Raw genomic sequence first — 22589 nt, 5'->3', positions numbered from 1 at the left:
GATTATACCACTAATTTGTATAAATTGCACTCTTTATAAAATCAGTATCCAAGACTCTTTACCAAAGCTTTAATGTCTCCAATTCTTTATCCTTTACTATCATTAAATTCTATTTTTTTCAATTCATTTTATTGCAAAATCCACCAATGCTCTCTAGCTCATCAATTTTAATTTGCAATCAACGATCGTAGTTGTTTTAACATCAAACTCTCTTTCAAAATGCTCTCCTATCTTTGTAAAATCTTCACCGTCCACAAAAAGTGTTTCATAGGACTTCCACACTCTCCTGCCATCTTCTGTAATGGCACTATGCTCTTTAATATTATGCTTTCCCGAAGATATTTGAAAGGTCATGATCTTTTATAAGATAATCCGCATTCCTTCCCCATGCGGCAAAAGATGTTTGTGGTTAGGCTTCTTTTTTCTTTTTATAAAAAACTTAGGGAGTGTGTGAATCAAAATGAGTCACACACTCCCTAAGTTTAAGTTATCTATTTACCGATAACCACTAGTTATATTTAAAATACTAACTCAATAAGGCAACAACAATCGGAACGACAATTATAAAGAGTATAGTACTCAATGTCACAACATTTGTAGAAAATTCCACATCTCCATCTCCCTGGTTAGCTAAAATTGGGAGGACGGCTAAGGCCGGAGCTGCCGATTGTACTACAAATGTATTAAATTCTTTTGTCTCCATACCGGAGGCTGCAAATTTTAATATAAGGTACATTGTAGCAGGTGCCAAAATAAAGCGTCCTACCAATGTGACAATGGTATCGGTGTCAAAACGGATAGTCTTCAATCCCGCCTTGGCTAAGACGATTCCAATATATAGCAGAGACAAAGGCGTCACTATATTCCCGATGTAAGTCAAGGTGTTTGTTGCAAAACTTGGTACTGAAATTCGCAAGATTAAGAAGACCAAAGCAACAAGGAAACCAACAAGTGGAGCAGGGAAGAGTTTCTTCCAATTAAATTTAGCTACTTGCTTACTTTTCCCTGACTTACTGTCTGTTGTCATCAGGTAAACACCTAAAGTCCATGTAGAGACCGTATTGGTGATATAGTAGATGAGGAAATAAGGCAGTGCCTCATCACCGAAAAGAGCAATATTTAAAGGTAAACCAATGAAAATGGTATTAGCATTGACAAAGGTATTAATCATCGTACCACGACGCCCGGGGCGAACATTAAATATTTTTACAGCCACAAATGCAAAGACATAGCCAAAAATACAAGCACCAAAGGTATAAATCAGACCGCCGGACAGACTAATCAACTTATCCAAAGTCAGGTATTTCAAAACAGACACAAAGATGGAAACAGGCATTGCGACATTCATAATCAGCTTAGATAAATTACCGCCAAAACTATCATCAAACCATCCTCGTATCTGCAAGAAATAGCCCAGAATTATAAGGACAATAATGGGAATAATACTCTCAATAGACGTTAAAAAAATCATAGTCTATTCCACTTCCTAATACTTTGGATACCACTTAAGTTCACTAACAGCTTTAGTCATATCGGTTTCTTTACTTTGTGCCAATCCCTGCTCTTGAGCTTTTTTAGCAACCGCTTCCGCTACTTTACTTGAAACTTCTGCCACATAAGCAAATGGCGGCAAGACAGGTGCACCCGGTTTACCGGAATCAACTATACCGCTCAATGAATGTGCAGCTGCACCAATCATTTCATCCGTCAAGAGCTTAGCTTCTGAAGCAAGCATTCCAAGTCCCAGACCGGGATAGATAAGAGCATTATTAGCCTGACCAATCTGATAAGATACCCCTTTATAATCCACATTGTCGGAAGGTATTCCTGTCGCTACAAAAGCCTTTCCATCAGACCACTCAATCAAGTCTTTAGCACTTGCTTCTGCCAGCTCAGTTGGATTACTCAGCGGGAAAATAATTGGACGCTCAGTGTTTTGACACATAGCCTCAACAACCTCTTTTGTAAAGGTATTAGGTTGTGTTGATGTTCCTACCAAGATTGTCGGTTTAACCGTCTTTACAACTTCAAGCAAGTCTGTTAACTTATCAGCATTAGCAAAGTCAGAACGCTTCTTTGCAAATGGACGTTGCTCAGGTGTCAAATCATCCATATCATCAAAAAGAAGACCTTGTTTATCTACCATAAAGAAACGTTTGTAAGCCCCTTCTTCTGAGAGTCCTTCTGTGACCATCTCACTGAGAACACGTGATGCAATTCCTGCACCTGCTGTTCCACCGCCAAAGCAAAGATAGATTTGGTCTGTTAATTTTTCACCACTAATATCCAATGATCCGTAAATACCACCCAGTGTGACAATACCTGTTCCTTGGATATCATCATTGAACGTAGGAATTTTATCCTTGTACTTGTTGAGAATATTGGCAGCATTTAGACGACCGAAATCTTCCCAGTGTAAGTAGAGCTTAGGGAAAAGTCGTTCAGCTGTTTGTACAAACTGATCAATAAAATCATAATAACGGTCTCCACGTACACGTTCATGGCGGTTCCCAAGATAGTTAGGATTTTCCAGCAATTCTTTACGGTTAGTTCCGGCATCAATTACCAAAGGTAAAACAGTTGCAGGGTCAATACCGGCCGCTCCTGTGTAAACCATAAGCTTTCCAACTGAAATATCCACACCATTGGTTCCCCAGTCACCAATACCTAAAATTGCTTCTGCATCTGTCACAACAATAAGTCTAATATTACGGTCTCCGGCCGCATTCTTAAGGGTAGCTTCTATATTTTCAGGGTGGTTAATGTCTAAATAGCCTGCATATTGCGTATCAACAAATAAATCGCTGTAATTTTCAATCGTAGTTGCAACCGTTGGATCATAAACAATCGGATTGAACTCAGCAATGTGTTGGCTAAAAAGATAGTAAAACAAGGTGCGATTAGTATTGAATATTTCCATCAAGAACAAACGCTTTTCCAAGTTTGTTGCTTTTTTAGAAAAATGAGCATAAGTTTGCGCCGCTTGCTCTTCCAAAGTTTGCACATAAGGTGGCAAAACTCCCACTAATCCAAGGTCTTTACGCTCTTCAAGTGTAAAGGCAGTTCCCTTATTTAAAAAAGGGTTATTCAAAATATCATGTGCATTCATAATGCAACCTCCTTTAATTTTGTGAATTCATTATAACACAATTATACATTAAATATAAATACCTTGTATCAAATACAATGTTATATATTTTAAATGCTATATTTTAAATGATAACACTCCATTTTATACATCCGGATAAACAATATTATAGAAAAACAAAATATCCCGACAAAGTCATAAGGCTAAAACTCCCTAGATTTGTCAGGATATTTCTATTTTGCTCTGTAGGTATTAAAAGTCCTTGTTTCCCAACAGTCACATATAAATCATTCCATCTTTACATATTTCCTTGTCTCTTCATCTATATAATCAAGATCCATATAGTTCTTACTGTCAGGCTCCAGCCCCTTTTTCCTTAAGAAATGCTCTGCGAGTCTGCCTATAGTTCTGTAAATTATTGCCCAGGTAGGCACTGCTATTATCATTCCTACAATGCCGAAAAGTCCTCCGAATAAAAGTATCGAAAACAGTACCCAAAAGCTTGGAAGTCCTGTAGTCTGACCTAAAATCTTCGGTCCTATAATATTTCCGTCAACCTGCTGCAATACCAAGATCCAGATTGCAAATTGTAATGCCATAATCGGTGAAATAAGAAGCAGTAATACTATACTCGGTACCGCACCTATAAAAGGTCCGAAAAAAGGTATAACATTTGTTACTCCCACCACCACACTTATAAGCAGGGCATAGGGCATATGTATTACAGCCATAAAGATATAGTTTATAAGTCCGATTATTATGGAATCTATTATCTTGCCCACAATAAACTTCTCAAACATATTCTTTATATATCTCGCCTCTGTAACTATTTCATTTCCCACCCTCACTCCTGCAACAGCATAAACTATTTTTTTTGCCTGAGATACCAATGTGGTCTTCATATTCAGCAAATACATCATTACCATCATGCCGATTATAATATTTACTATTACACCCAAAGCATTTAGTACACCGCTTGACAGATTCTTAACATAGGTATTTACATTCGGCAAAACATTGGTAGTTGCAAAATCACTTAATCTCTCACTGATATCCAGATAATTCCCTATTATAAGCCTTTCTAAATCAGGATTTTTATTCAGAATATCCTTTAGCCAATTTTCAAGATTTTCCATGCCTGAAGGTGCATAGCTTATAACATTTGTTATACTGTTTGCAAGTTCAGGTATAATCATCATTATTAATGTGAATACCACCAGTATCAAAATAACAAGGCATGCAAGAGTTGCTATCATTTTGGCATATTTACCGGACTTTTTCCATTTTGGAAATAATGATGAGAGTATCTCACTCACCCATACCGTTATCTTATCATATACGGGTGCCATCAAAAATGCCATTACCACACCGTAAAGCACTGATGAAACAGTAGATATTACAGTTCTGACAGCCATGGCAATATATCCCAATCTGTTAAAAATCAAAGATATAACTAAGGCTATTATAATAACCGAAACCGCTGTCAAACCCCATTTAAAATATATACTGTTTTTATCTTCCTCATTTCTTCTATCTTCCATCTTTTAATCCTCTAAAGATACCCCGTCATCTCTTATGTCAATATTTGTCTCAAAAAATGCCTTTAATGCACAGACTGCAAACTCTACATCCTTTGTACCTGCCGTCTCATATGATGAGTGCATTGCCAACTGCGGCAAACCTATATCCACCGCATTCATACTTACCACAGTATTGGAAAGATTACCGAGAGTGGAACCGCCTGCTATATCGCTTCTGTTTGCAAAGGTCTGATATGGAATATCTCTTTTATCCAAAATGCTTTTCAGTATCGCTCTGCTGAAAGCATCTGTAGTGTATTTTTGATTTGCACTTTCCTTAATCGCTATTCCTTTATTTAAAACCGGTCTGTTCTTTATATCAAAAAGCTCCGGATGATTCGGATGAATGGCATGTGCATTGTCACAGCTTATAAGCATACTCTTTGCAACAGCTCTGTAATAGTCTTCCCTTGATTTTCCAAGTGACAGATTTATTCTGTCCAATGTGCTTGAAAGGAAGGTAGACATTGCTCCCTGCTTTGTCACCGAACCCACCTCTTCGTTATCAAAAACGGCAAATACATTGATATGATTGTTGTTTTTTGCCTCTATAAAACCTATAAGCGAGGTATATACACATTCAAGATCATCCAGTCTTCCGCTTGATATAAACTCATTGTCAAATCCTATAACTGAGGCTTTTTGTCTGTTTACAAGATATAAATCCTTTGCAAGTATTGCATCAGGTGATACCCCCAGTTCCTTTGCCGGTATTTTATTAAAATCATCCTCTTTAAGATTTCCGGCACTGAATATCGGAAGCATATCTATCTGATTGTTAAAAGCAAATCCCTTGTTAATTTCTCTATTAAAATGTATGGGTACATTAGGGATAATAAGAAGGTCCCTGTCTATATGAATAAGCCTTGCTTTAATACCGTTATCGGCACTGACCATCACCCTTCCGGCAATGGTCAAAGGCTTATCAAGCCAAGTGGCATTAATCATACCGCCATAGCCCTCCACATTTAGTTTCAAATAGCCGTTTAATTCTATTACCGGCTTATCCTTTAACTTAAATGTAGGCGAATCCGAATGGGCGGCACTTATTTGAAAATGATAATCTCCATCTGCTATATCAAAAGCAATAAGGCTTGATGAATTTCTCTTTGTATAATACTTTCCTGCCTTAATATTCCACTTTTCATTTTCAGGTAAATATGTAAAACCCGAATTTTGCAAAATCTTTTCACATTCATTTATTGCATGAAACATTGTAACCGATGAATCCAGAAAATCCATCAAACCCTTTAAAATCCCCATACAGCCTCTTTCTATAATATAATCAATATATAATCCCAACAATTATACCATATAAAACCTTTAGTGTATCAGGGAAATTTATTACAGTTCTTATATTTATATATTTAATAGACTTTAACTTTATTCAACTATCTTTGTATATACTCTTGAGGTAAGCCCGAATATAATAAAATATACGGCTGCAAATACAGCTATCACTATAAACAAACAAAGCATATACAATGAAGCATCACCTACACCGAAAAGCCTTAAAAGCCTGAATATAATCTTTGATGCCACAATGCAATGAATTGCCGCTACAATAAGCGGTGCATAAAACATCCAGCCTATTTGAGAAGCAGTGGTTTTCCTTATCAGATTATCCGAAAGCCCAAGTTTTTTCATAATCTGATACTTTTCCCTGTCCTCATATCCTTCACTTATTTGCTTATAATATGTGATGAGTATGGCACCGGTTAAAAAGATTATACCTATCAATACCCCAAGGAATAAAAAGCCGCCGTTAAACCTATAGCTTTCTCTTATCTCCTTTGTTCTGCTTCTTAGATAAAAAAAGTTGAAATTAACATATTGTTTACTTAGGACTTCTATTTCCCTTTCATACTCTTCCTTTAAAACACCTTCCACATCCCAGTCGACAGAGCATGATATTTCAGGTCCGCCCAGTATTTCATTGATATATTTAAGTGTAGCTGCATCCTTAGCCACAATACCATAGGCATCAAGTGCCACATATTCAGGAGAAACAAAATTTTCTATTCTTTTAATCTTAAAAGTTTTATCTCCTATAATAAGATTTTTTATATCCTCTTTGCTTTTCCTGCTCTCACAAAGTAAAAGCTCATTCTCCTCCAATTCTATATTCTGTTTTGTTCTCTCATTATACCCCGCCAAATCCATTCCTATTACAAATTTCGGCTCACTTTTTACTCCTTCTTTGTATGCCATCAACCTATCACCCTCTTTTATTGCAACACTATTTATATTGAAAGCAGTAAGAACATTCTTTATCATATCGGGACTTGAAACGGTTGATTCCACCCTTTTCATTAATATATCCCGCATCTCTTTGATATCTTTTTCAAAATGTGCCACTTCTATATGGTATTCCCTCGGCATAATACTGTTTCCAAGTCTCCATATATTACTGTAGATAGTCACTGTTGTGGCAATACTTAGAATAACTCCGGTACATAAAACAGTTATACTTGCAAGTGAAATCGCATTTCCTCTCATTCTGTACAAAAGCCCGCTTATACTTAAAAACTTCTTTGGCGTATAAAAGCTTTTGCTCTTCTTTTGAAGTTTTAGAACAAATGCTGAAAAGGTCACATATAGTAAATAGGTGGCTCCGATAGTAGCCATAACCGCTATAAAAAAATACATCATAGATGAAAGCAGACCTTCTACAAATAATGCAATCCCATAGCCTATAAATAACAATACAAATCCGGCTATCATTATATAATTTTCCGACTTTTGCTCACACTCTCCTCTATGCCCCTTTTCAAGCAATTCCACCGGTGTGGATACATAGATTCTGAGCCCGGTTTTGATTACAGTAACAATATAAAGTACTGTCACAAGAATAGTGGTATTTAAAAGGGCGTGCATACTGAATGGATAATCCATAAGTCTGCCTGCCACATCCCTCATTAAAAAATTCAAAAAAAGAAAGCTTAATTGTCCGAAAATATATCCGCCTATAATGCTTATTATCCATACTATTCCAAATAATACAAAAAATTCAATGCTTATAATTTTGCCTATATGTTTTTTCTCAAGTCCCAAAACAGCATATAATGCAAACTCCTTATTTCGCCTTTTTAACTGAAAATTTGTAGCATATTGTACAAAAATAAAGCTGAAAACAGCCAATATAAATACTCCTATCAGTATTATATCCGGTAACGAATCATGTCTGTTTAATACGTAGTCATTTTTTAACAGGCTTGTCATTATATTAAAGAGCATCAGCATTATTCCGGATGATAAAACAAATGGTATCTCAAGCAATCTGTTTGCCAACAGATTTTGTTTTACAAATTTTTTTGCCATAGAAAAACTCATAATCTTTTACCTCTACTAAGCATAAACTCCGACTGACTGATTCTTTCCATAAAATCGCCCTGTGCCTCATTCTCTCCTCGGTAAATCTCATGAAATACTATTCCGTCTTTGATAAATAATACTCTCTTTGCATAGGATGCGGCTCTTAGAGAATGAGTTACAAGCAGTACGGTCTGTCCATGTTCATTTATCTGACGAAACAGATTTAAAATCATCTCTGAGGATGTCGAATCCAACGCTCCTGTAGGCTCATCCGCCAACAAAAGTGCCGGCTTTGTAATAACAGCTCTGGCAATAGCAATCCTTTGTTTTTGTCCTCCTGATATTTCATAAGGATATTTGTCTAAAATCTCCTCGATTCCCATTATATCTTTGATTTCAATCAATCTCTCTTCCATCAGTTCCAATTTTTCATCGGAAAGTACCAATGGCAGATAGATATTTTCTTTATTATTAAACTGGTCCAAAAGATTAAAATCCTGAAATACAAAGCCTAATTCTTTTCTCCTAAATGCCGATATCTCACTGTTTTTTAATGTACCCACATCCTTGCCGTTTAGCTTTAATGTACCCGAAGTTGCTCTGTCAAGCGTTGCTATAATGTTTAAAAGAGTGGTCTTACCCGCTCCGGATTCTCCCATTATAGAAATAAACTCTCCCTTTTCTACAGAAAAGTCCACTCCGTTTAATGCCTCTGTTATAATTTTCTTTGTCTTATATACCTTTTTAATATTTTTACATTCTAAGATTGTCATTTCTACCTCCTTTATATACTGTATTCTACATTCTCTTTAAACTTCCTGCATTTATCTAATATGACAATCCCGCCTTTTTCCTTACAGTTTTGTAAGATTAAAAGCTATTTGAATATAAAGTTAAACTCACTTCCTATATTTAATTTGGAATACACCTCTATTTTAATATTTAGAATCTGAGCAATTCTTCCCACCATATAAAGCCCAAGCCCGCTGGACTTTTCATTTACTCTGCCGTTAAAACCCGAATATCCTCTGTCAAATATTTTCTTTATATCCTTTGAGGGAATGCCTATTCCCGTATCCTTAATACTCAGTTTTAAAAGCTCATTATCAAAATTTATACTTATTTTTCCTGATTTTGTGTATTTTAATGCATTTGAAATAATCTGTTCAAGCATTATGGAAAGCCACTTGGCATCACTTATTACCTTTGCATTTGTAGGAGTATAGTCAAGTAATATTTTCTTTTCGATAAATATAAGAGAATATTTTTTTACTATACTGCTGATTATGATATCCAAATCCACCTCATAAATGTCCATATCCGAGGTTCTTTCCAGCAATTTTAAATAATTCATAGCCATATTTGTATATTCCTCTATATAAATCATCTGTTCTCTCAATCTGTGGTCCGCATCAGGCTTGCCCAAAATAAGATTACAAACTGTAATAGGTGTTTTTATCTGATGTATCCAAAGCAGAAAATACTCTTCCAAATCTTTTCTTTCATCTATTATCTTGCTTTGCAATGCTTTATTTTCGATTTCCAGCTCCTCTATTCTTTTTGCCATATCCTCTTTTTTTACATAGGAAAACCATTCCATAACAAGAAAAATAAACAGGGCAAATAATATAATTTCAAGCCCTAAAACAAAATATTCCATATTTAAACCGGCAAACAAAAATACCCCTCCAAATACAGAACATACAAATAGAAGGGTAATAAAAACACGATATTCACTTTTTAAAAAAGACCATAATTTATTCATATCTACCTCTGAAGGTAATATCCCATACCTTTTTTCGTCTGTATAAATTCCTTATATCCTACACCGCTTAATTTTTTTCTAAGTCTGGTAATATTTACTGCCAAAGTATTGTCATCAATAAAATCATCACCTTGCCAGCAATGATTCATAATATCCTCTCTTTTTGCAATCCTACCTCTCATATTAAATAAATACTCCAATATAAGAAGTTCCGTCTTTGTAAGGTCTATACAAAATCCCTCAGCCAAAAGTTTCGCCTTTGATATATCAAGGCTTATACCTTCAAATACAGGCTTATCAACAGGCATGGTATATTCATAAGTTCTTCTTAGTATTGCCTGTATCTTTACTCTTGTAAGATTTATATCAATAGGTTTTGTAATATAATCATCCGCACCGAATTGCATGGCGGATACCATGTCTACCTGATTATTGTGAGAAGAGATGAAAATAATAGGCACATTCGAATTTTGTCTGATTTTCTGTGTCCAGTAAAATCCGTTATAATATGGCAGAGTAATATCCATCAGCACAAGATTCGGATTATACTGAAATATCTCATTTGCAACATCATTAAAATCCCTTACCGATTTTGTTTCATATCCCCACTGCCTAAGTTCATCACTGAGCAGTTCCACTATATTCTCATCATCTTCTACAATAAATATTTTCATAAAAATCCCACTAAGCCTGCTTTAACAAAAGATTTTCTATAAACTCATATACTTCTTCCCTGCCCTGCTTCGTCTCTGAGGAGAAGGGTATAAGCACACCTTCTTTCGGCAAGCCAAGCCCTTCTCTCACAGCCTTTACACATTTGGCTATCTGACTTCTTTTAAGTTTATCAAGCTTTGTTGCTATGATTACCGGACTGTAACCGTTATATACAATCCAGTCATACATCTGCTTATCATTTTTACCCGGTTCATGTCTTATATCAATAAGTAAAAATATGCATTTGATTTGTTTTGAGGTATGCAGATACCTCTCTATCATCTTGCCCCATTTCTCTTTTGTTGCAAGATTGGCATTGGCATATCCGTATCCCGGCAAATCTACAAAATACAAATCATCATTTACCTTATAATAATTTATTGTCTGTGTTTTTCCCGGCTTACCGGATGTTCTTGCCAATGATTTTCTATTCATCAATGCATTTATAAGCGAAGATTTCCCTACATTTGACTTCCCCGCAAATACTATTTCCGGCTCTTTATTATCCGGAAATTTGCTGGTTATACCGCATACAGTTTCAAGCTCAGCTTTTTTTATTATCATAAATACCTCTTATATCAGTGCAGTACTTAGGACTTCCTTTATATCCCTAACATATACTATCTCAAGTCCGCCGGTAATCTCACCGGAAAGCTCCGCAATATCCGCCTCATTTTCCTTAGGTACACATACAGTCTTTACTCCGGCAAGTTTTGCAGCCAAAAGTTTTTCCTTAAGCCCGCCTATAGCTAAAACTTTGCCCCTGAGGGTTATCTCTCCGGTCATTGCCACATCAGCTCTGACCTTCCTTTCGGTAATAGCCGATATAAGGGCTGTGGTCATTGTAACACCTGCACTTGGACCGTCCTTAGGTACTGCACCCTCCGGAATATGCAAATGTATATCATGCTTTTCAAAAAATCCCTCAGCTATAGAATACTCCTCAGCCATACTTCTTACAAGGCTCTTTGCGATTCCGGCACTCTCCTTCATTACATCACCCATATTTCCGGTTAATGTAAGTACACCCTTTCCCGGCATTATATTTACTTCAATGCTTAAAGTATCTCCGCCCACACTGGTCCATGCAAGCCCCGTAACCACTCCTACCTGAGGTTCTTTTTCTATCTCATCAAATCTCACTTTTTCTTTTCCGAGATATTTATAAACACTCTTTTCAGTGATTTTAAATTTCTTTTTTCCCTCAAGAGATTCTCTGGCACATTTTCTGCAAATATCTCCTATTCTTCTTGAAAGATTTCTGACTCCCGCTTCCCTTGTATAATTGTGGATTACCTTTTTTATAGCCTTATCACTAAAGCTTATTTCTATATCCCTAAGTCCGTTTGCCTCCACTTCCTTAGGTATTAAATACTTCTTTGCTATATGATATTTTTCATTTTCGGTATAGGAACTGATTTCTATAATATCCATTCTGTCAAGCAGCGGTCTTGGGATGGTATCAAGAGTATTTGCGGTAGCTATAAACAACACCTTTGACAAATCCAAAGGTATCTCCAGATATCTGTCTCTGAAAGTCTTATTCTGCTCGCCGTCAAGCACCTCCAAAAGCGCCGATGATACATCTCCCTTATAATCTCTTGAGCTCTTATCTATCTCATCCAGCAAAAGAAGAGGATTTGAAACTTTGGCATTCTTTATAGCCTCCACTATTCTTCCCGGCATAGCACCTACATAGGTTCTTCTATGCCCCCTTATCTCCGCTTCATCCCCTACTCCGCCAAGACTTATTCTCACATATTTTCTTCCAAGCGCCTTTGCAACACTCTTGGCAATAGAGGTCTTACCGGTTCCCGGCGGTCCCACCAGACATAATATCGGAGAATTCCCTATAGGATTTAATATCCTAACCGACAGATATTCCAAAATTCTGTCCTTTACCTTTTCCAAGCCATAGTGATCCTCATCCAATACTTTTTTGGCACGGAGTATATCATTAAAGTCCTCACTATATACCTCAAAAGGCATTTCAAAAACAGTGTCAAGATATGTTCTCAGCACATTACCCTCAGCCCCGTTGCTTCCGGCATTATTTAATCTGGAAATATCTTTTTTTAGTTTTTCTTTATATTCATCAGCCAGCTTTAATTTAGCCAGTTTTTCTTCATATTCATCAGATACGGTTTCATAACCGCTGTTTTTTGCCATTTCATTTTGAATTACCTTTAGATGTTCTCTAAGAATATAATCCCTTTGATTTTTTGAAATGTCCTTATCCACTTCTACCTTTATGGTATCGGCTATAAGCTTTCTGTTTACCGCCTCAGCCATAATACTCATAAGAATCTTTGCTTCATCTATAGGGGTATTTGCATCATTGACTGCAATTCTGTTTGTATAATCAAGCGGCAATGCCAGCCTTAATCCGTCCAATAAATCCGGTAAATTGTCCTCTGCAAGAAGATCCTCAAGGAAGTTTTTTCTAAACTTCGTATTCACCTCACCATATTGCCGCATGGCGGTTTGAATACTGTTAAACATTGTATCAAAGCCCTCTTTGGACTTTATATATTCTTCTACATCACCCTCCATATCATATGGACTTTTTGGGTACAATGTTTTCAGTTTTGCTCTTCTTAATGCCTTTGCCATTATTTCGGTAGCACCATTGTCCTTGTTTTTTACAGTTTCTACTTTTATAATGACACCATTTGTCTCTATTTCCGGAAAATCTGTTTCATCTTCATTATCTGATTTATATCTTGTTAAAAACAGTTCTTCATCATTGTCAAAGGCTTCCAGCTGCATCTTGATTTTATCCGATTCAATGGATGAAAATCCGATTACCTCTCCCGGAAAAATTATCTGTCCTCTGACTATTACAACCTTTAATCTATCCATCTTTTTCCTATTTTTTATATTTTTTTACCCCCGGGGAACCGAGGGTAAAATTCTTAAGCACTTTCGCTGTTTTCATTTGTATCTTTTATCTTCTTTTTTCTTACAGATTTATCTCTGTACACAATATCCGGCTCCCCACCGTCTATTGTTTCCTTTGTGATAGTGCAAATTCCGATATTCGGATCCGAAGGTATCTCATACATCATATCTGTCATAACACCCTCAAGTATTGACCTTAAACCTCTTGCACCGATTTTTCTCTCCAATGCCAGATTTGCCACCTCTTCAACAGCCTTTTCATCAAACTCAAGCTTAACATCATCCAGCTCAAACAGCTTTTGATACTGCTTTGTGATAGCATTCTTAGGTTTTGTCATTATCTGTACAAGCGCATCCTTATCAAGCATATCAAGTGATACCGTCACAGGCACACGACCTATAAACTCAGGTATAAGACCGAACTTTGTCAAATCACCCGGAAGTACCATCTTAAATAATTCATCTACAGACTTTGAGTTTTTCTCCACTACATCTGAATTAAATCCTATGCTTCCCTTTGAAAGTCTGTTCTCGACAATCTTCTCAAGTCCGTCAAAAGCACCGCCGCATATAAACAATATATTGGTGGTGTCTATATGGATAAGTTCCTGCTGAGGATGCTTTCTGCCTCCCTGCGGCGGAACCGATGCCATCGAGCCTTCCAGTATCTTTAATAATGCCTGCTGTACACCCTCACCCGATACATCTCTGGTGATTGATACATTCTCGGACTTCTTTGTAATCTTATCTATCTCATCTATATAAATTATACCATACTCGGCTCTGTTTATATCACCGTCGGCAGCCTGAATAAGCTTTAAGAGAATATTTTCAACATCCTCTCCTACATATCCCGCTTCTGTAAGTGTAGTCGCATCCGCAATAGCGAAAGGAACATTCAAAATCTTTGCAAGAGTCTGTGCCAAATATGTTTTTCCCGAACCTGTAGGTCCAAGCATCAAGATATTACTCTTTTGGATCTCAACCTCTGCACTTTTTTTAGACTTGATTCTCTTATAATGATTATATACCGCTACGGATAATACTTTCTTTGCACTATCCTGTCCGATAACATACTCATCCAAAAAGTTTTTTATTTCCTTCGGCTTTAAGAGATTTATATCATTTGAAACATCATAGTGGTCTGAAACCCCTTCAAGCTCCTCCTCAAGTATTTCCGAACATAATTCTATACATTCATCACAAATATACACTCCATTTGGACCTGATAAAAGTCTTCTCACCTGATCAGATGTTTTCCCACAAAATGAACAACATATTTTGTCCTTATTGGCCATAATACCTCCTTAGTGGTGTTCTATAACCTTATCTATGATTCCATAAGAAAGGGCATCCTCCGCAGACATATAATTATCTCTTTCAGTATCTCTTTCTATAACCTCTATTGGCTGATTTGTATTTTCCGCCAGTATTCTATTCAATTTTTGCTTTGTCTTTAAAATCTGTTCCGCAACAATCTTTATATCGCTTGCCTGACCTTGAGCACCGCCTGACGGCTGGTGAATCATTATCTCCGCATTTGGAAGGGCATATCTTTTTCCCTTTGTACCGCCTGCAAGAAGGAAGGCTCCCATGCTTGCCGCCATACCCATGCATATAGTGGATACATCACATTTTACATACTGCATTGTATCATATATAGCCATACCGGCTACAACACTTCCGCCCGGGCTGTTTATATAAAGATTTATATCCTTTGTAGGATCTTCCGACTCAAGGAAAAGAATCTGTGCCACTACAAGACTTGCAGTAACATCATTTACCTCTTCTCCTAAGAATATTATTCTATCCTTTAATAGTCTTGAGTATATATCAAAGGCTCTTTCTCCTCTGCTTGTAGACTCAATGACTGTAGGTACTAAACTCATAATTCTCCTATCTGACTGTCTGATTTATTAAATCCTTTAATGCTCCAATAAGCCAGCCTCCTGGCTGACTTATTTTTATACATTATACTAATTTAGCATTTTCCACTAAAAAGTCAATTGCTTTTTGAACTGCAAGATCCTCAGACATCTGCTTTCTCTCATTTTCTCCAAAGAATCCTTTGATCTTGTCTAATTCCATTTTGTAAGAATCTGCTATCTTCTGTAACTCTTCTTCTATCTCAGCCTCGGTTGCTGTAATGTTTTCAGCCTTAGCCACTTCTTCAAGTACAAGTCTTGTCTTAATCTGCTTTAAAGCCTGAGGCTTAAACTGATTGTTAAGATCCTCTCTTGTCATACCTGTAATCTGAAGATACTGATCAAGTGATATGCCCTGAGACTGCATTCTTCTGCCATAATCAGCTACAAGTCCTTCAACCTGTGCATCAATCATCGGATCGGGAATATCCATTGTAGAAGTCTCAATCAATTTATCTACAATAGCATTCTCATTTTCTGTAGCCGCTCTCTTAGCCTTAGCCTCTGCAAGCTGCTTCTTTAAATCTTCCTTGTACTCAGCCATTGTCTCAAACTCGCTGATCTCACCTGCGAAATCATCATCAAGCTCAGGAAGCTCTTTTTTCCTGATTTCCTTTACTTTACAAGCAAATACGGCTGCCTTACCTGCAAGATCCTTCATCTGATAATTCTCAGGGAATGTTATATTTACATTAAAATCCTCGCCTGCATTATGTCCGATAATCTGATCTTCAAATCCCGGAATAAAGGCACCTGAACCGATAACAAGCGGATAGTCCTCTCCCTTTCCGCCGTTGAAAGGCACTCCGTCAATGCTTCCTTCAAAGTCAAGTGAAATATTGTCACCCTTTTCTACAGGTCTGCCCTCTACAGTAATAAGTCTTGCGTTCTTTTCCTGCTCGCTCTTTAATGCACTTGCTATATCATCATCATTTACAACTTCATCAGCCTTAGCTACCTCAATACCCTTGTACTCTCCAAGAGTAACCTCAGGTCTTACAGCAATCAAAGCCTCGTATACAAAATCTTCACCCTTTTTAGCATTCTTAATATTTATCTGCGGTCTTGAAACTATTTCAAGCCCTGACTCTTTTGCAGCGCCCGGATATGTAGCATCAAGTGAAAAATCTATAGCATCTGGAATCAGGTTGTCCGAACCGTACATCTTCTCAAAAACTTCCTGTGTAACATGTCCCTTTCTAAATCCCGGAACATTGAATCTATTTTTATTTTTCTTAAAGGAATCAGCTATAGCCTTATCAAATTCTTTAGCTTCTACTGTGACTGTAAGCTTTGCCATGTTTTTTTCTAATTTTTGTACTTCTACGCTCATTAAAGTTTCTCCTTGTTTCATAAATGCCCAAAAGAGGCATATCTAATTAACCATTATAGCATAAAGATAAATCTCATACAACAGTGATTAAAAAGTTTAAAATATATTTTAGGATATTTTAGAATTATTTGCATTACGGTTCAGGTATCCCCTTTAGAGTTTTTGTTTTACAATCCTAATCACAACTCTTTCTTAAAACTTTGCAGGATTTTACGCATTCTGCAAAATATCCCATTTACATCCAAATAAAACCTATAAATGCAGCTGGAAAATACAGAGAAATGCCCTTATAATTCAGGTATGTAAAAGCTATATAACTATTCCTCAAAGCTTTTATTATATTTTATTAAAAAAACACCTGTTAATCAAAAGGAGAAGTATGGAAAATATAGAAATAGAGAGAAAGTTTCTTGTAAAAGAGATACCTGATAATTTAAACAACTTTGAAAAGACAGATATGACTCAGGGCTATTTAAACACCGCTCCTGTTGTCAGAATAAGACGGGAAAATGATGATTATGTGCTTACCTATAAGGGAAGCGGTCTGCTCTCACATAGCGAATACAATCTGCCGCTGAATGAAGAGTCATTTAATCATCTTCTTAAAAAATGTGACGGAATAATTATTTCAAAAACCCGCTACAAAATTCCTATAAAAAATGATCTCGTAGCCGAACTTGACATATTTAAAGGTGAGCTTGAAAGCTTAACTTTGGTTGAAGTTGAGTTTAAGTCAATTGATGAAGCAAAGTCATTTATCCCTCCTTCCTGGTTTGGAGAGGATGTAACCTCAGATAAAAGATATCATAATTCTTATATATCAAGGTATGGGATATAAAAATATATAGCTGTCGCCTTAATAAAACCGCCTTATAAAGCGATATTTATAATTAATGCGACAGCCATAAATCTTATCTTGCATTATTATATATATTATACATATCCTGATAATCCAAAGACTTAAAGCATCCTATACTTCTTGATTTATTATATGAACAGTTCAAAGCCAAATCTTCTATACCTTTATCACTTACCTCGCTGCCAAGAAGCTCATGTTAAAATCCGCCCTCCTCAACCGATAAAGTATTTATCTCTATAGAAACTCCTTGCTGTACAAATGTGAGGCTCTTTCAGCCAAAGTAGTTTCAGCATGTCCGGTGCAAATTTTTCCGGTAATTTCTATATTTTCCTGCTCTAAAAGAATCTTGCCATATTCATCCACCAAAATAGCACCAAAAGGCGTATTGCCGTTATTTCTTGCGTTTTGAGAAATTTCAATGCATCTTCGTAAATAATATTCATGCTTTTGATAAGGCATATTTTTCCTTTCAATTATTTCATAAATTCATCATTTGTCATCTGCTTAATATAATCATTATATTTATCCTGCTTATCTGGAGGTACCAATTCACTAAGTTTTCCTATTGATAATACTCCGTTTTGCAAATCACCGTAAAGAACTTCACCACCAAATTTGCCTTGCTCAACAGCCTTAAAACTAAGTTCAATGAGAGAGGAATTATCTGTAATCTGTGAACCTATCACACACTCATTTTGACCGAGTATGTCGGCAGGCTGTCCTATGTCATATACTTCTACCTTGCCTTTTTCTGAATTATGCTTGTCTATAGCCTGTCTTGCTCCTGAATCCACGGCTGAAGCATCTCCAAAGAATACATCCGCATTTTGCTCCATCATTGCATTTGCAAACTCTATTCCCTTGGATGAATCATCAAAGGAATTGGCATAAACAGCATCCAACACATTTATACTCTTCCCTTCTTTATCGGCAACATACTTTGCAGCTTCTGCATAGCCGTCATATTTTGCAACTGTAGTTGTCAGCTCCATACCTCCTATAAAAGCTATAGTTCCGGTATCTGACATAAGTCCTGCCAATGCTCCGGCAATCCAACCTATTTGTTTAGCATTAGGCAAAAGAGAGCTTACATTTTTATTTGTTGCCTTTTCAGGTACATCCGCATCACCGTTTAATATTGCAAATGCAATATCCGGATATTCATTAGCCACCTGTAAAACGGCATCCGTATACTCTCCACCCGGAGCATATATTAAATTAAAGCCTGCATTACAGTATGCCACCATTGCATCATAATATCCGTCCTGAGATAAGTTATCCGTATATTCCATGGACCAATCCGCATTCTTTTCACATGCTGAAACCAGTTCACCATAGCATGCACTTCCCCAACCTCCATCATTGATACTGCAATTTAAAATAAATGCTACCTTGTACTTTCCATTTGCTACAGTTTTACCGTCCTCTTCACTTTTAGCCGGTTTTCCACCTCCACATGCACTTACAGCAAATACCATAACTGCCACCATTAACATTGATATCGCCTTTTTAAACTTCATTATAAAATCCTCCTAAAAATAATTTACTATCTTTGTTCTTTACAATAAGGAAGTCCGTTTGCCTTAGGTCCGGCTTTATTTGAGCCGATTATTGCAAGTACCGCTATTGTAGCTATATATGGAATCATTTGGAAAAACTGATATTGCAATCCTATACTGCTTACTTGCAACCTTATTTGTATTGCATCACATAGTCCGAAGAACAAACATGCATACATAACTCCCATTCCCGTCCATCTTCCGAATATAACGGCTGCCAATGCAATAAAACCTCTGCCTGATACAATTCCCTCTGTATATGTTGTAGAATAACATGTTGTCAAATAGGCTCCTCCAATGCCCGCAAGTGCACCACATATAATGCAAGATATGTATTTAACACCTATAACATTAATTCCAAGAGTTGCAGCAGCTTTAGGATATTCTCCTACCGATTTATAATTAAGCCCTACCTTAGTCTTGTTAAAGAAAACACCTGTAAATGCTACCGTTAAAAATGCCAAATAAACCATAGGCGTCTGTTTAAAAAGCAACTCTCCTATAAAGGGAATATTGCTAAGTACCGGTATTTGTATAGGATTCATAAGTTCCACCTGTGTAAGAGAATTTCCCGCTCCGAACGAAATCCTATATATAAATGAAGCCAGTGCCGGTGCTAAAATATTCATAGCCATTCCATATACAATATGATTTGCACAAAGAGATATTGTGGCAAATGCATAAATTAAATTTATTAATATAGCGGCAATAGCGGCACATATTATTCCAAGCCATGTATTACCTGTATAGTAGCTTATCATAAACCCTATAAGTGCACCTATTGCAGCCAATCCCTCCAAACCGATGTTTACCATCCCTGCCTTTTCTGAGTATAATTCCGCCAATGCAATCAGCAAAAGGGGAACCGCCATCCTGACAGATGCATATACAATACTTAAAATTAATGTTGTATTCATACTTTCCCCTCCACTTTCTTTGTTAAATATTTCAGGCGAAATGTTTCAAACTCCGGAAGTTTTGTTAAAGCCATTCCTGCAACCGAGAAAACTATTACAAGTGCCTGTATGATATCAGATACTGATGTGGGAACACCTGTTGCCACCTGCATTGAGGTTGAACCGACTCTAAGTGCCGCAAAAAAGATTGACACTACAATGGCAGCTATAGGATGCAGCTGTGCAATCAATGCTATAGACACTCCGTCAAATCCGTATCCGCTTCCATATCCGTTAATCAAGCGATACTGTGTTCCAAGCAGGTCTGCCGCTCCACCAAGTCCTGCTACCGCCCCTGACAATATAAAGCTGATAAGTATGTATTTTTTTACTGCAAATCCGTTAAACTTTGCAGCAGTCATATTCAGTCCTACAGCCCTTAATTTAAATCCCTTTGATGTCCAATACAGCCCATAGTACATAAGAAGACCGACTATAATTGCAAATATAAATGACCATGTAAATCTCATATTCGGTATCACCTTTGACAGCATAAGCGAATTGTCAATAGATGGAGTCTGAGGCGTATTTGCATCTCTTATCCAGCTTGTATAAATCACACCCATAAAAAGTGTTGATATATAATTAAGCATTATAGAAATTATCATTTCATTAAGACCTCTTGTTATTTTAAGAATTCCGGGAATCAAACCCCAAACTCCTCCTGCAATCATTCCCACAAGTAATGCCATAATTATTCCCGGTAATCCATGTATATTACTTATATGTAGAGTACAAAAGACCATTGTAGCACCAAATAAAAACTGTCCTTCACCACCTAAGTTATAAACACCACATTTATATGCAAAGCAGGCGCAAAGCGATGTAAAAATCAAAGGCGTAGCTTTATTTAAAGTGGTTCCTATACTTGCACTTGTTCCAAAAGCTCCTTTACACAATGCACTCAATGCCAATACAGGATTTACTCCCAATGCAAGCATAATAATCATACCGACAATAAATGCTATTATGATGGAGACAAAGGGAATGATAAATTTTTCCATGATTTTCATAGTCTTATCCATTATTATTCACCTCATTATTTCCTGTCATTGCCATGCTTATCTTCTCTATGCAGGGGTTGTCTCCTGAAAATTCTCCCATGATCTTCCCCTCAAACATAACTAAAATACGATCCGACATTTTTAAAATCTCATCCAAATCCGCACTGATTAACAGTACCCCCACACCACTGTCTCTGGCAGCTATTATGCGATCATGAACAAACTGTGTCGCTCCTATATCCAATCCCCTTGTCGGATGTACTGCCACCAGCAATTCCGGATCCGACTCCAACTCTCTTGCAAGAATAACCTTTTGCTGATTTCCTCCCGACAAACTTCTCACATCCTGATCTACACAAGTGCAACGAATATCGTACTTACTTGCTGCAATCTCGCCATAATCTAATATCGCTTTTTTCTTTAATAAAAGTCCTCTGCCCTTACTGAATTTGTCAGATTCAATATCTTTTAGTACCAAATTATCCGCAATAGACATATCACCTATAAGCCCTTGTAAATTTCTGTCTTCAGGCACATGTGCAACTCCGTTTAAAATAAAATCATTCGGATCATATTTACTTATTTTCTTACTGTCTGCATAAATCTCTCCTTCCCGGGGTGCTATAACACCTGTTACCATCTGTGCAAGCTGAGTCTGCCCGTTTCCGTCAACTCCTGCTATTCCTACAATCTCTCCATGCTTTATTGCCATACTTATATCATTTAAACCGTTATGTTTCATATCGGGCTGATACTTCACATGGCTTAACCTAAGTACATCATCTCCCTTAGCCTCTTTCTTATCATACCTTGCCTCGTGAAGTTCCTTTCCAATCATTAAATTGGCAAGCATTTGCCCGTCAACAGCGTCTATATCCAGTGTTCCTACCACCTCTCCGAGTCTTAGTATTACAACTCTTGTAGATACTCTTAATACCTCTCTCATCTTATGACTGATAAAAATAACGCTTTTACCCTCACTTATCAAGGTTTCAATTATCTTAAAAAGTCCTTCCGCCTCAATATCTGTAAGTGTTGCCGTAGGTTCATCCAATATCAAAAGCTTCGCTCCATGATACAGTGCCTTTAAGATCTCCACCCTTTGCTGTTCACCCACTGAGATATCTTTGACCAATGCATCCGGTTCTACATTCAACCCATATCTCTCTGAGAGTTCAAGTATTTCCTCTTTTCTTGCAACTCTGTCTATAAAAATACCTTTTGATTTTTTATCTCCAAGAATAATATTTTCAAATACAGTCATTGCCTCCACCAGCATAAAATGCTGATGCACCATACCGATACCGTTTTTAACCGCCTGACTTGGAGAATCTATCTTCACTTCTTTACCGTTTATAAGAATTTTTCCCTCTGTGGGTTGATAAAGCCCTATCAGTATATTCATAAGAGTTGATTTGCCTGCACCGTTTTCCCCAAGCAATGTCAACACCTCGCCATTATTTACAGTAAGAGAAATATCTTTATTGGCATAAAAATCTCCAAATCTTTTACTTACATGCTCCATTTGTAAAAAAACGCTCAATCCTCCACCTCCTTCTTAACTTATTTTTAAAAGAAATTAATCTTTAT

The 22589-nt window shown here is 36.8% G+C and carries 19 protein-coding genes and 1 pseudogene; 1 reads left to right on the top strand and 19 read right to left on the bottom strand.

Translation table 11 applies throughout. The annotated features are described in order from the left end of the window. Nucleotides 1-153: 153 nt before the first annotated feature. The 14 genes from J4O15_RS06025 to tig all read right to left on the bottom strand — a co-directional run bounded on the left by J4O15_RS06025 (nucleotide 154) and on the right by tig (nucleotide 16621). Nucleotides 154-354, bottom strand: coding sequence for an AAC(3) family N-acetyltransferase (locus tag J4O15_RS06025; RefSeq protein ID WP_208100054.1), 201 nt, complete (start codon nucleotides 352-354; stop codon nucleotides 154-156). A gap of 172 nt (nucleotides 355-526) precedes the next feature. Further along, nucleotides 527-1471 (bottom strand): AEC family transporter, encoded by a 945-nt coding sequence (locus J4O15_RS06020; protein WP_208100053.1) that lies wholly within the window; start codon nucleotides 1469-1471, stop codon nucleotides 527-529. 15 nt (nucleotides 1472-1486) lie between these two features. Next, on the bottom strand, nucleotides 1487-3109 hold the full coding sequence (locus J4O15_RS06015; RefSeq protein ID WP_208100052.1) for a malolactic enzyme: 1623 nt from the start codon (nucleotides 3107-3109) through the stop codon (nucleotides 1487-1489). A 266-nt stretch (nucleotides 3110-3375) separates the two neighbouring features. Continuing rightward, the gene (locus J4O15_RS06010; protein ID WP_208100051.1) at nucleotides 3376-4629 is read right to left on the bottom strand and encodes an AI-2E family transporter; all 1254 of its coding nucleotides are present in this window, start codon (nucleotides 4627-4629) and stop codon (nucleotides 3376-3378) included. Between the two features lie 3 nt (nucleotides 4630-4632). Continuing rightward, entirely contained in the window at nucleotides 4633-5931 is a 1299-nt protein-coding gene (locus J4O15_RS06005) for a M18 family aminopeptidase (protein WP_208100050.1), read from the bottom strand. A 120-nt stretch (nucleotides 5932-6051) separates the two neighbouring features. Next, complete coding sequence (locus J4O15_RS06000) at nucleotides 6052-8001, bottom strand: FtsX-like permease family protein (RefSeq protein WP_208100049.1); 1950 nt, start codon at nucleotides 7999-8001, stop codon at nucleotides 6052-6054. Continuing rightward, complete coding sequence (locus tag J4O15_RS05995) at nucleotides 7998-8756, bottom strand: ABC transporter ATP-binding protein (RefSeq protein ID WP_208100048.1); 759 nt, start codon at nucleotides 8754-8756, stop codon at nucleotides 7998-8000. The genes J4O15_RS06000 and J4O15_RS05995 overlap by 4 nt, the downstream gene beginning before the upstream one ends. A 104-nt stretch (nucleotides 8757-8860) precedes the next feature. After that, on the bottom strand, nucleotides 8861-9748 hold the full coding sequence (locus tag J4O15_RS05990) for a sensor histidine kinase (RefSeq protein WP_208100047.1): 888 nt from the start codon (nucleotides 9746-9748) through the stop codon (nucleotides 8861-8863). 2 nt (nucleotides 9749-9750) lie between these two features. Next, nucleotides 9751-10422, bottom strand: coding sequence for a response regulator transcription factor (locus J4O15_RS05985; protein WP_208100046.1), 672 nt, complete (start codon nucleotides 10420-10422; stop codon nucleotides 9751-9753). Between the two features lie 10 nt (nucleotides 10423-10432). Continuing rightward, nucleotides 10433-11026: a ribosome biogenesis GTP-binding protein YihA/YsxC gene (gene yihA / locus J4O15_RS05980; RefSeq protein ID WP_009220416.1), complete on the bottom strand. Its 594-nt coding sequence runs from the start codon at nucleotides 11024-11026 to the stop codon at nucleotides 10433-10435. 9 nt (nucleotides 11027-11035) lie between these two features. Continuing rightward, nucleotides 11036-13324 carry an endopeptidase La gene (gene lon / locus J4O15_RS05975; protein ID WP_208100045.1) on the bottom strand — a complete coding sequence of 763 codons (2289 nt, stop codon included), beginning with the start codon at nucleotides 13322-13324 and terminating at the stop codon, nucleotides 11036-11038. A gap of 53 nt (nucleotides 13325-13377) precedes the next feature. Then, nucleotides 13378-14661, bottom strand: a complete 1284-nt coding sequence (gene clpX, locus J4O15_RS05970) for an ATP-dependent Clp protease ATP-binding subunit ClpX (RefSeq protein WP_009220414.1) — start codon at nucleotides 14659-14661, stop codon at nucleotides 13378-13380. A 9-nt stretch (nucleotides 14662-14670) separates the two neighbouring features. Continuing rightward, complete coding sequence (gene clpP / locus J4O15_RS05965; protein ID WP_208100044.1) at nucleotides 14671-15252, bottom strand: ATP-dependent Clp endopeptidase proteolytic subunit ClpP; 582 nt, start codon at nucleotides 15250-15252, stop codon at nucleotides 14671-14673. Nucleotides 15253-15334: 82 nt separating this feature from the next. After that, nucleotides 15335-16621 carry a trigger factor gene (tig, locus tag J4O15_RS05960; protein WP_009220412.1) on the bottom strand — a complete coding sequence of 429 codons (1287 nt, stop codon included), beginning with the start codon at nucleotides 16619-16621 and terminating at the stop codon, nucleotides 15335-15337. 379 nt (nucleotides 16622-17000) lie between these two features. Between tig and J4O15_RS05955 the strand changes: the two genes are divergently transcribed. After that, complete coding sequence (locus tag J4O15_RS05955) at nucleotides 17001-17459, top strand: CYTH domain-containing protein (protein ID WP_009220411.1); 459 nt, start codon at nucleotides 17001-17003, stop codon at nucleotides 17457-17459. A 258-nt stretch (nucleotides 17460-17717) separates the two neighbouring features. On the opposite strand, the pseudogene J4O15_RS05950 reads toward J4O15_RS05955, so the two are convergent. The 5 genes and pseudogenes from J4O15_RS05950 to J4O15_RS05930 all read right to left on the bottom strand — a co-directional run. After that, a pseudogene (locus J4O15_RS05950) lies at nucleotides 17718-17939 on the bottom strand (nucleoside deaminase); the annotation flags it as partial. Nucleotides 17940-17953: 14 nt separating this feature from the next. Continuing rightward, nucleotides 17954-19000 carry a BMP family protein gene (locus J4O15_RS05945; RefSeq protein WP_243761965.1) on the bottom strand — a complete coding sequence of 349 codons (1047 nt, stop codon included), beginning with the start codon at nucleotides 18998-19000 and terminating at the stop codon, nucleotides 17954-17956. 26 nt (nucleotides 19001-19026) lie between these two features. Next, entirely contained in the window at nucleotides 19027-19956 is a 930-nt protein-coding gene (locus J4O15_RS05940) for an ABC transporter permease (RefSeq protein ID WP_008753953.1), read from the bottom strand. Then, nucleotides 19953-21020: an ABC transporter permease gene (locus J4O15_RS05935; protein WP_208100043.1), complete on the bottom strand. Its 1068-nt coding sequence runs from the start codon at nucleotides 21018-21020 to the stop codon at nucleotides 19953-19955. The genes J4O15_RS05940 and J4O15_RS05935 overlap by 4 nt, the downstream gene beginning before the upstream one ends. Continuing rightward, the gene (locus J4O15_RS05930; protein ID WP_208100042.1) at nucleotides 21013-22542 is read right to left on the bottom strand and encodes an ABC transporter ATP-binding protein; all 1530 of its coding nucleotides are present in this window, start codon (nucleotides 22540-22542) and stop codon (nucleotides 21013-21015) included. The genes J4O15_RS05935 and J4O15_RS05930 overlap by 8 nt, the downstream gene beginning before the upstream one ends. Nucleotides 22543-22589 lie beyond the last annotated feature (47 nt).

Source organism: Lachnoanaerobaculum sp. Marseille-Q4761, from assembly GCF_017565785.1.
GTDB lineage: Bacteria > Bacillota > Clostridia > Lachnospirales > Lachnospiraceae > Lachnoanaerobaculum.
The sequence above is the reverse complement of the archived record's forward strand: the minus strand, read 5'-3'. Positions and strand labels throughout refer to the sequence as shown.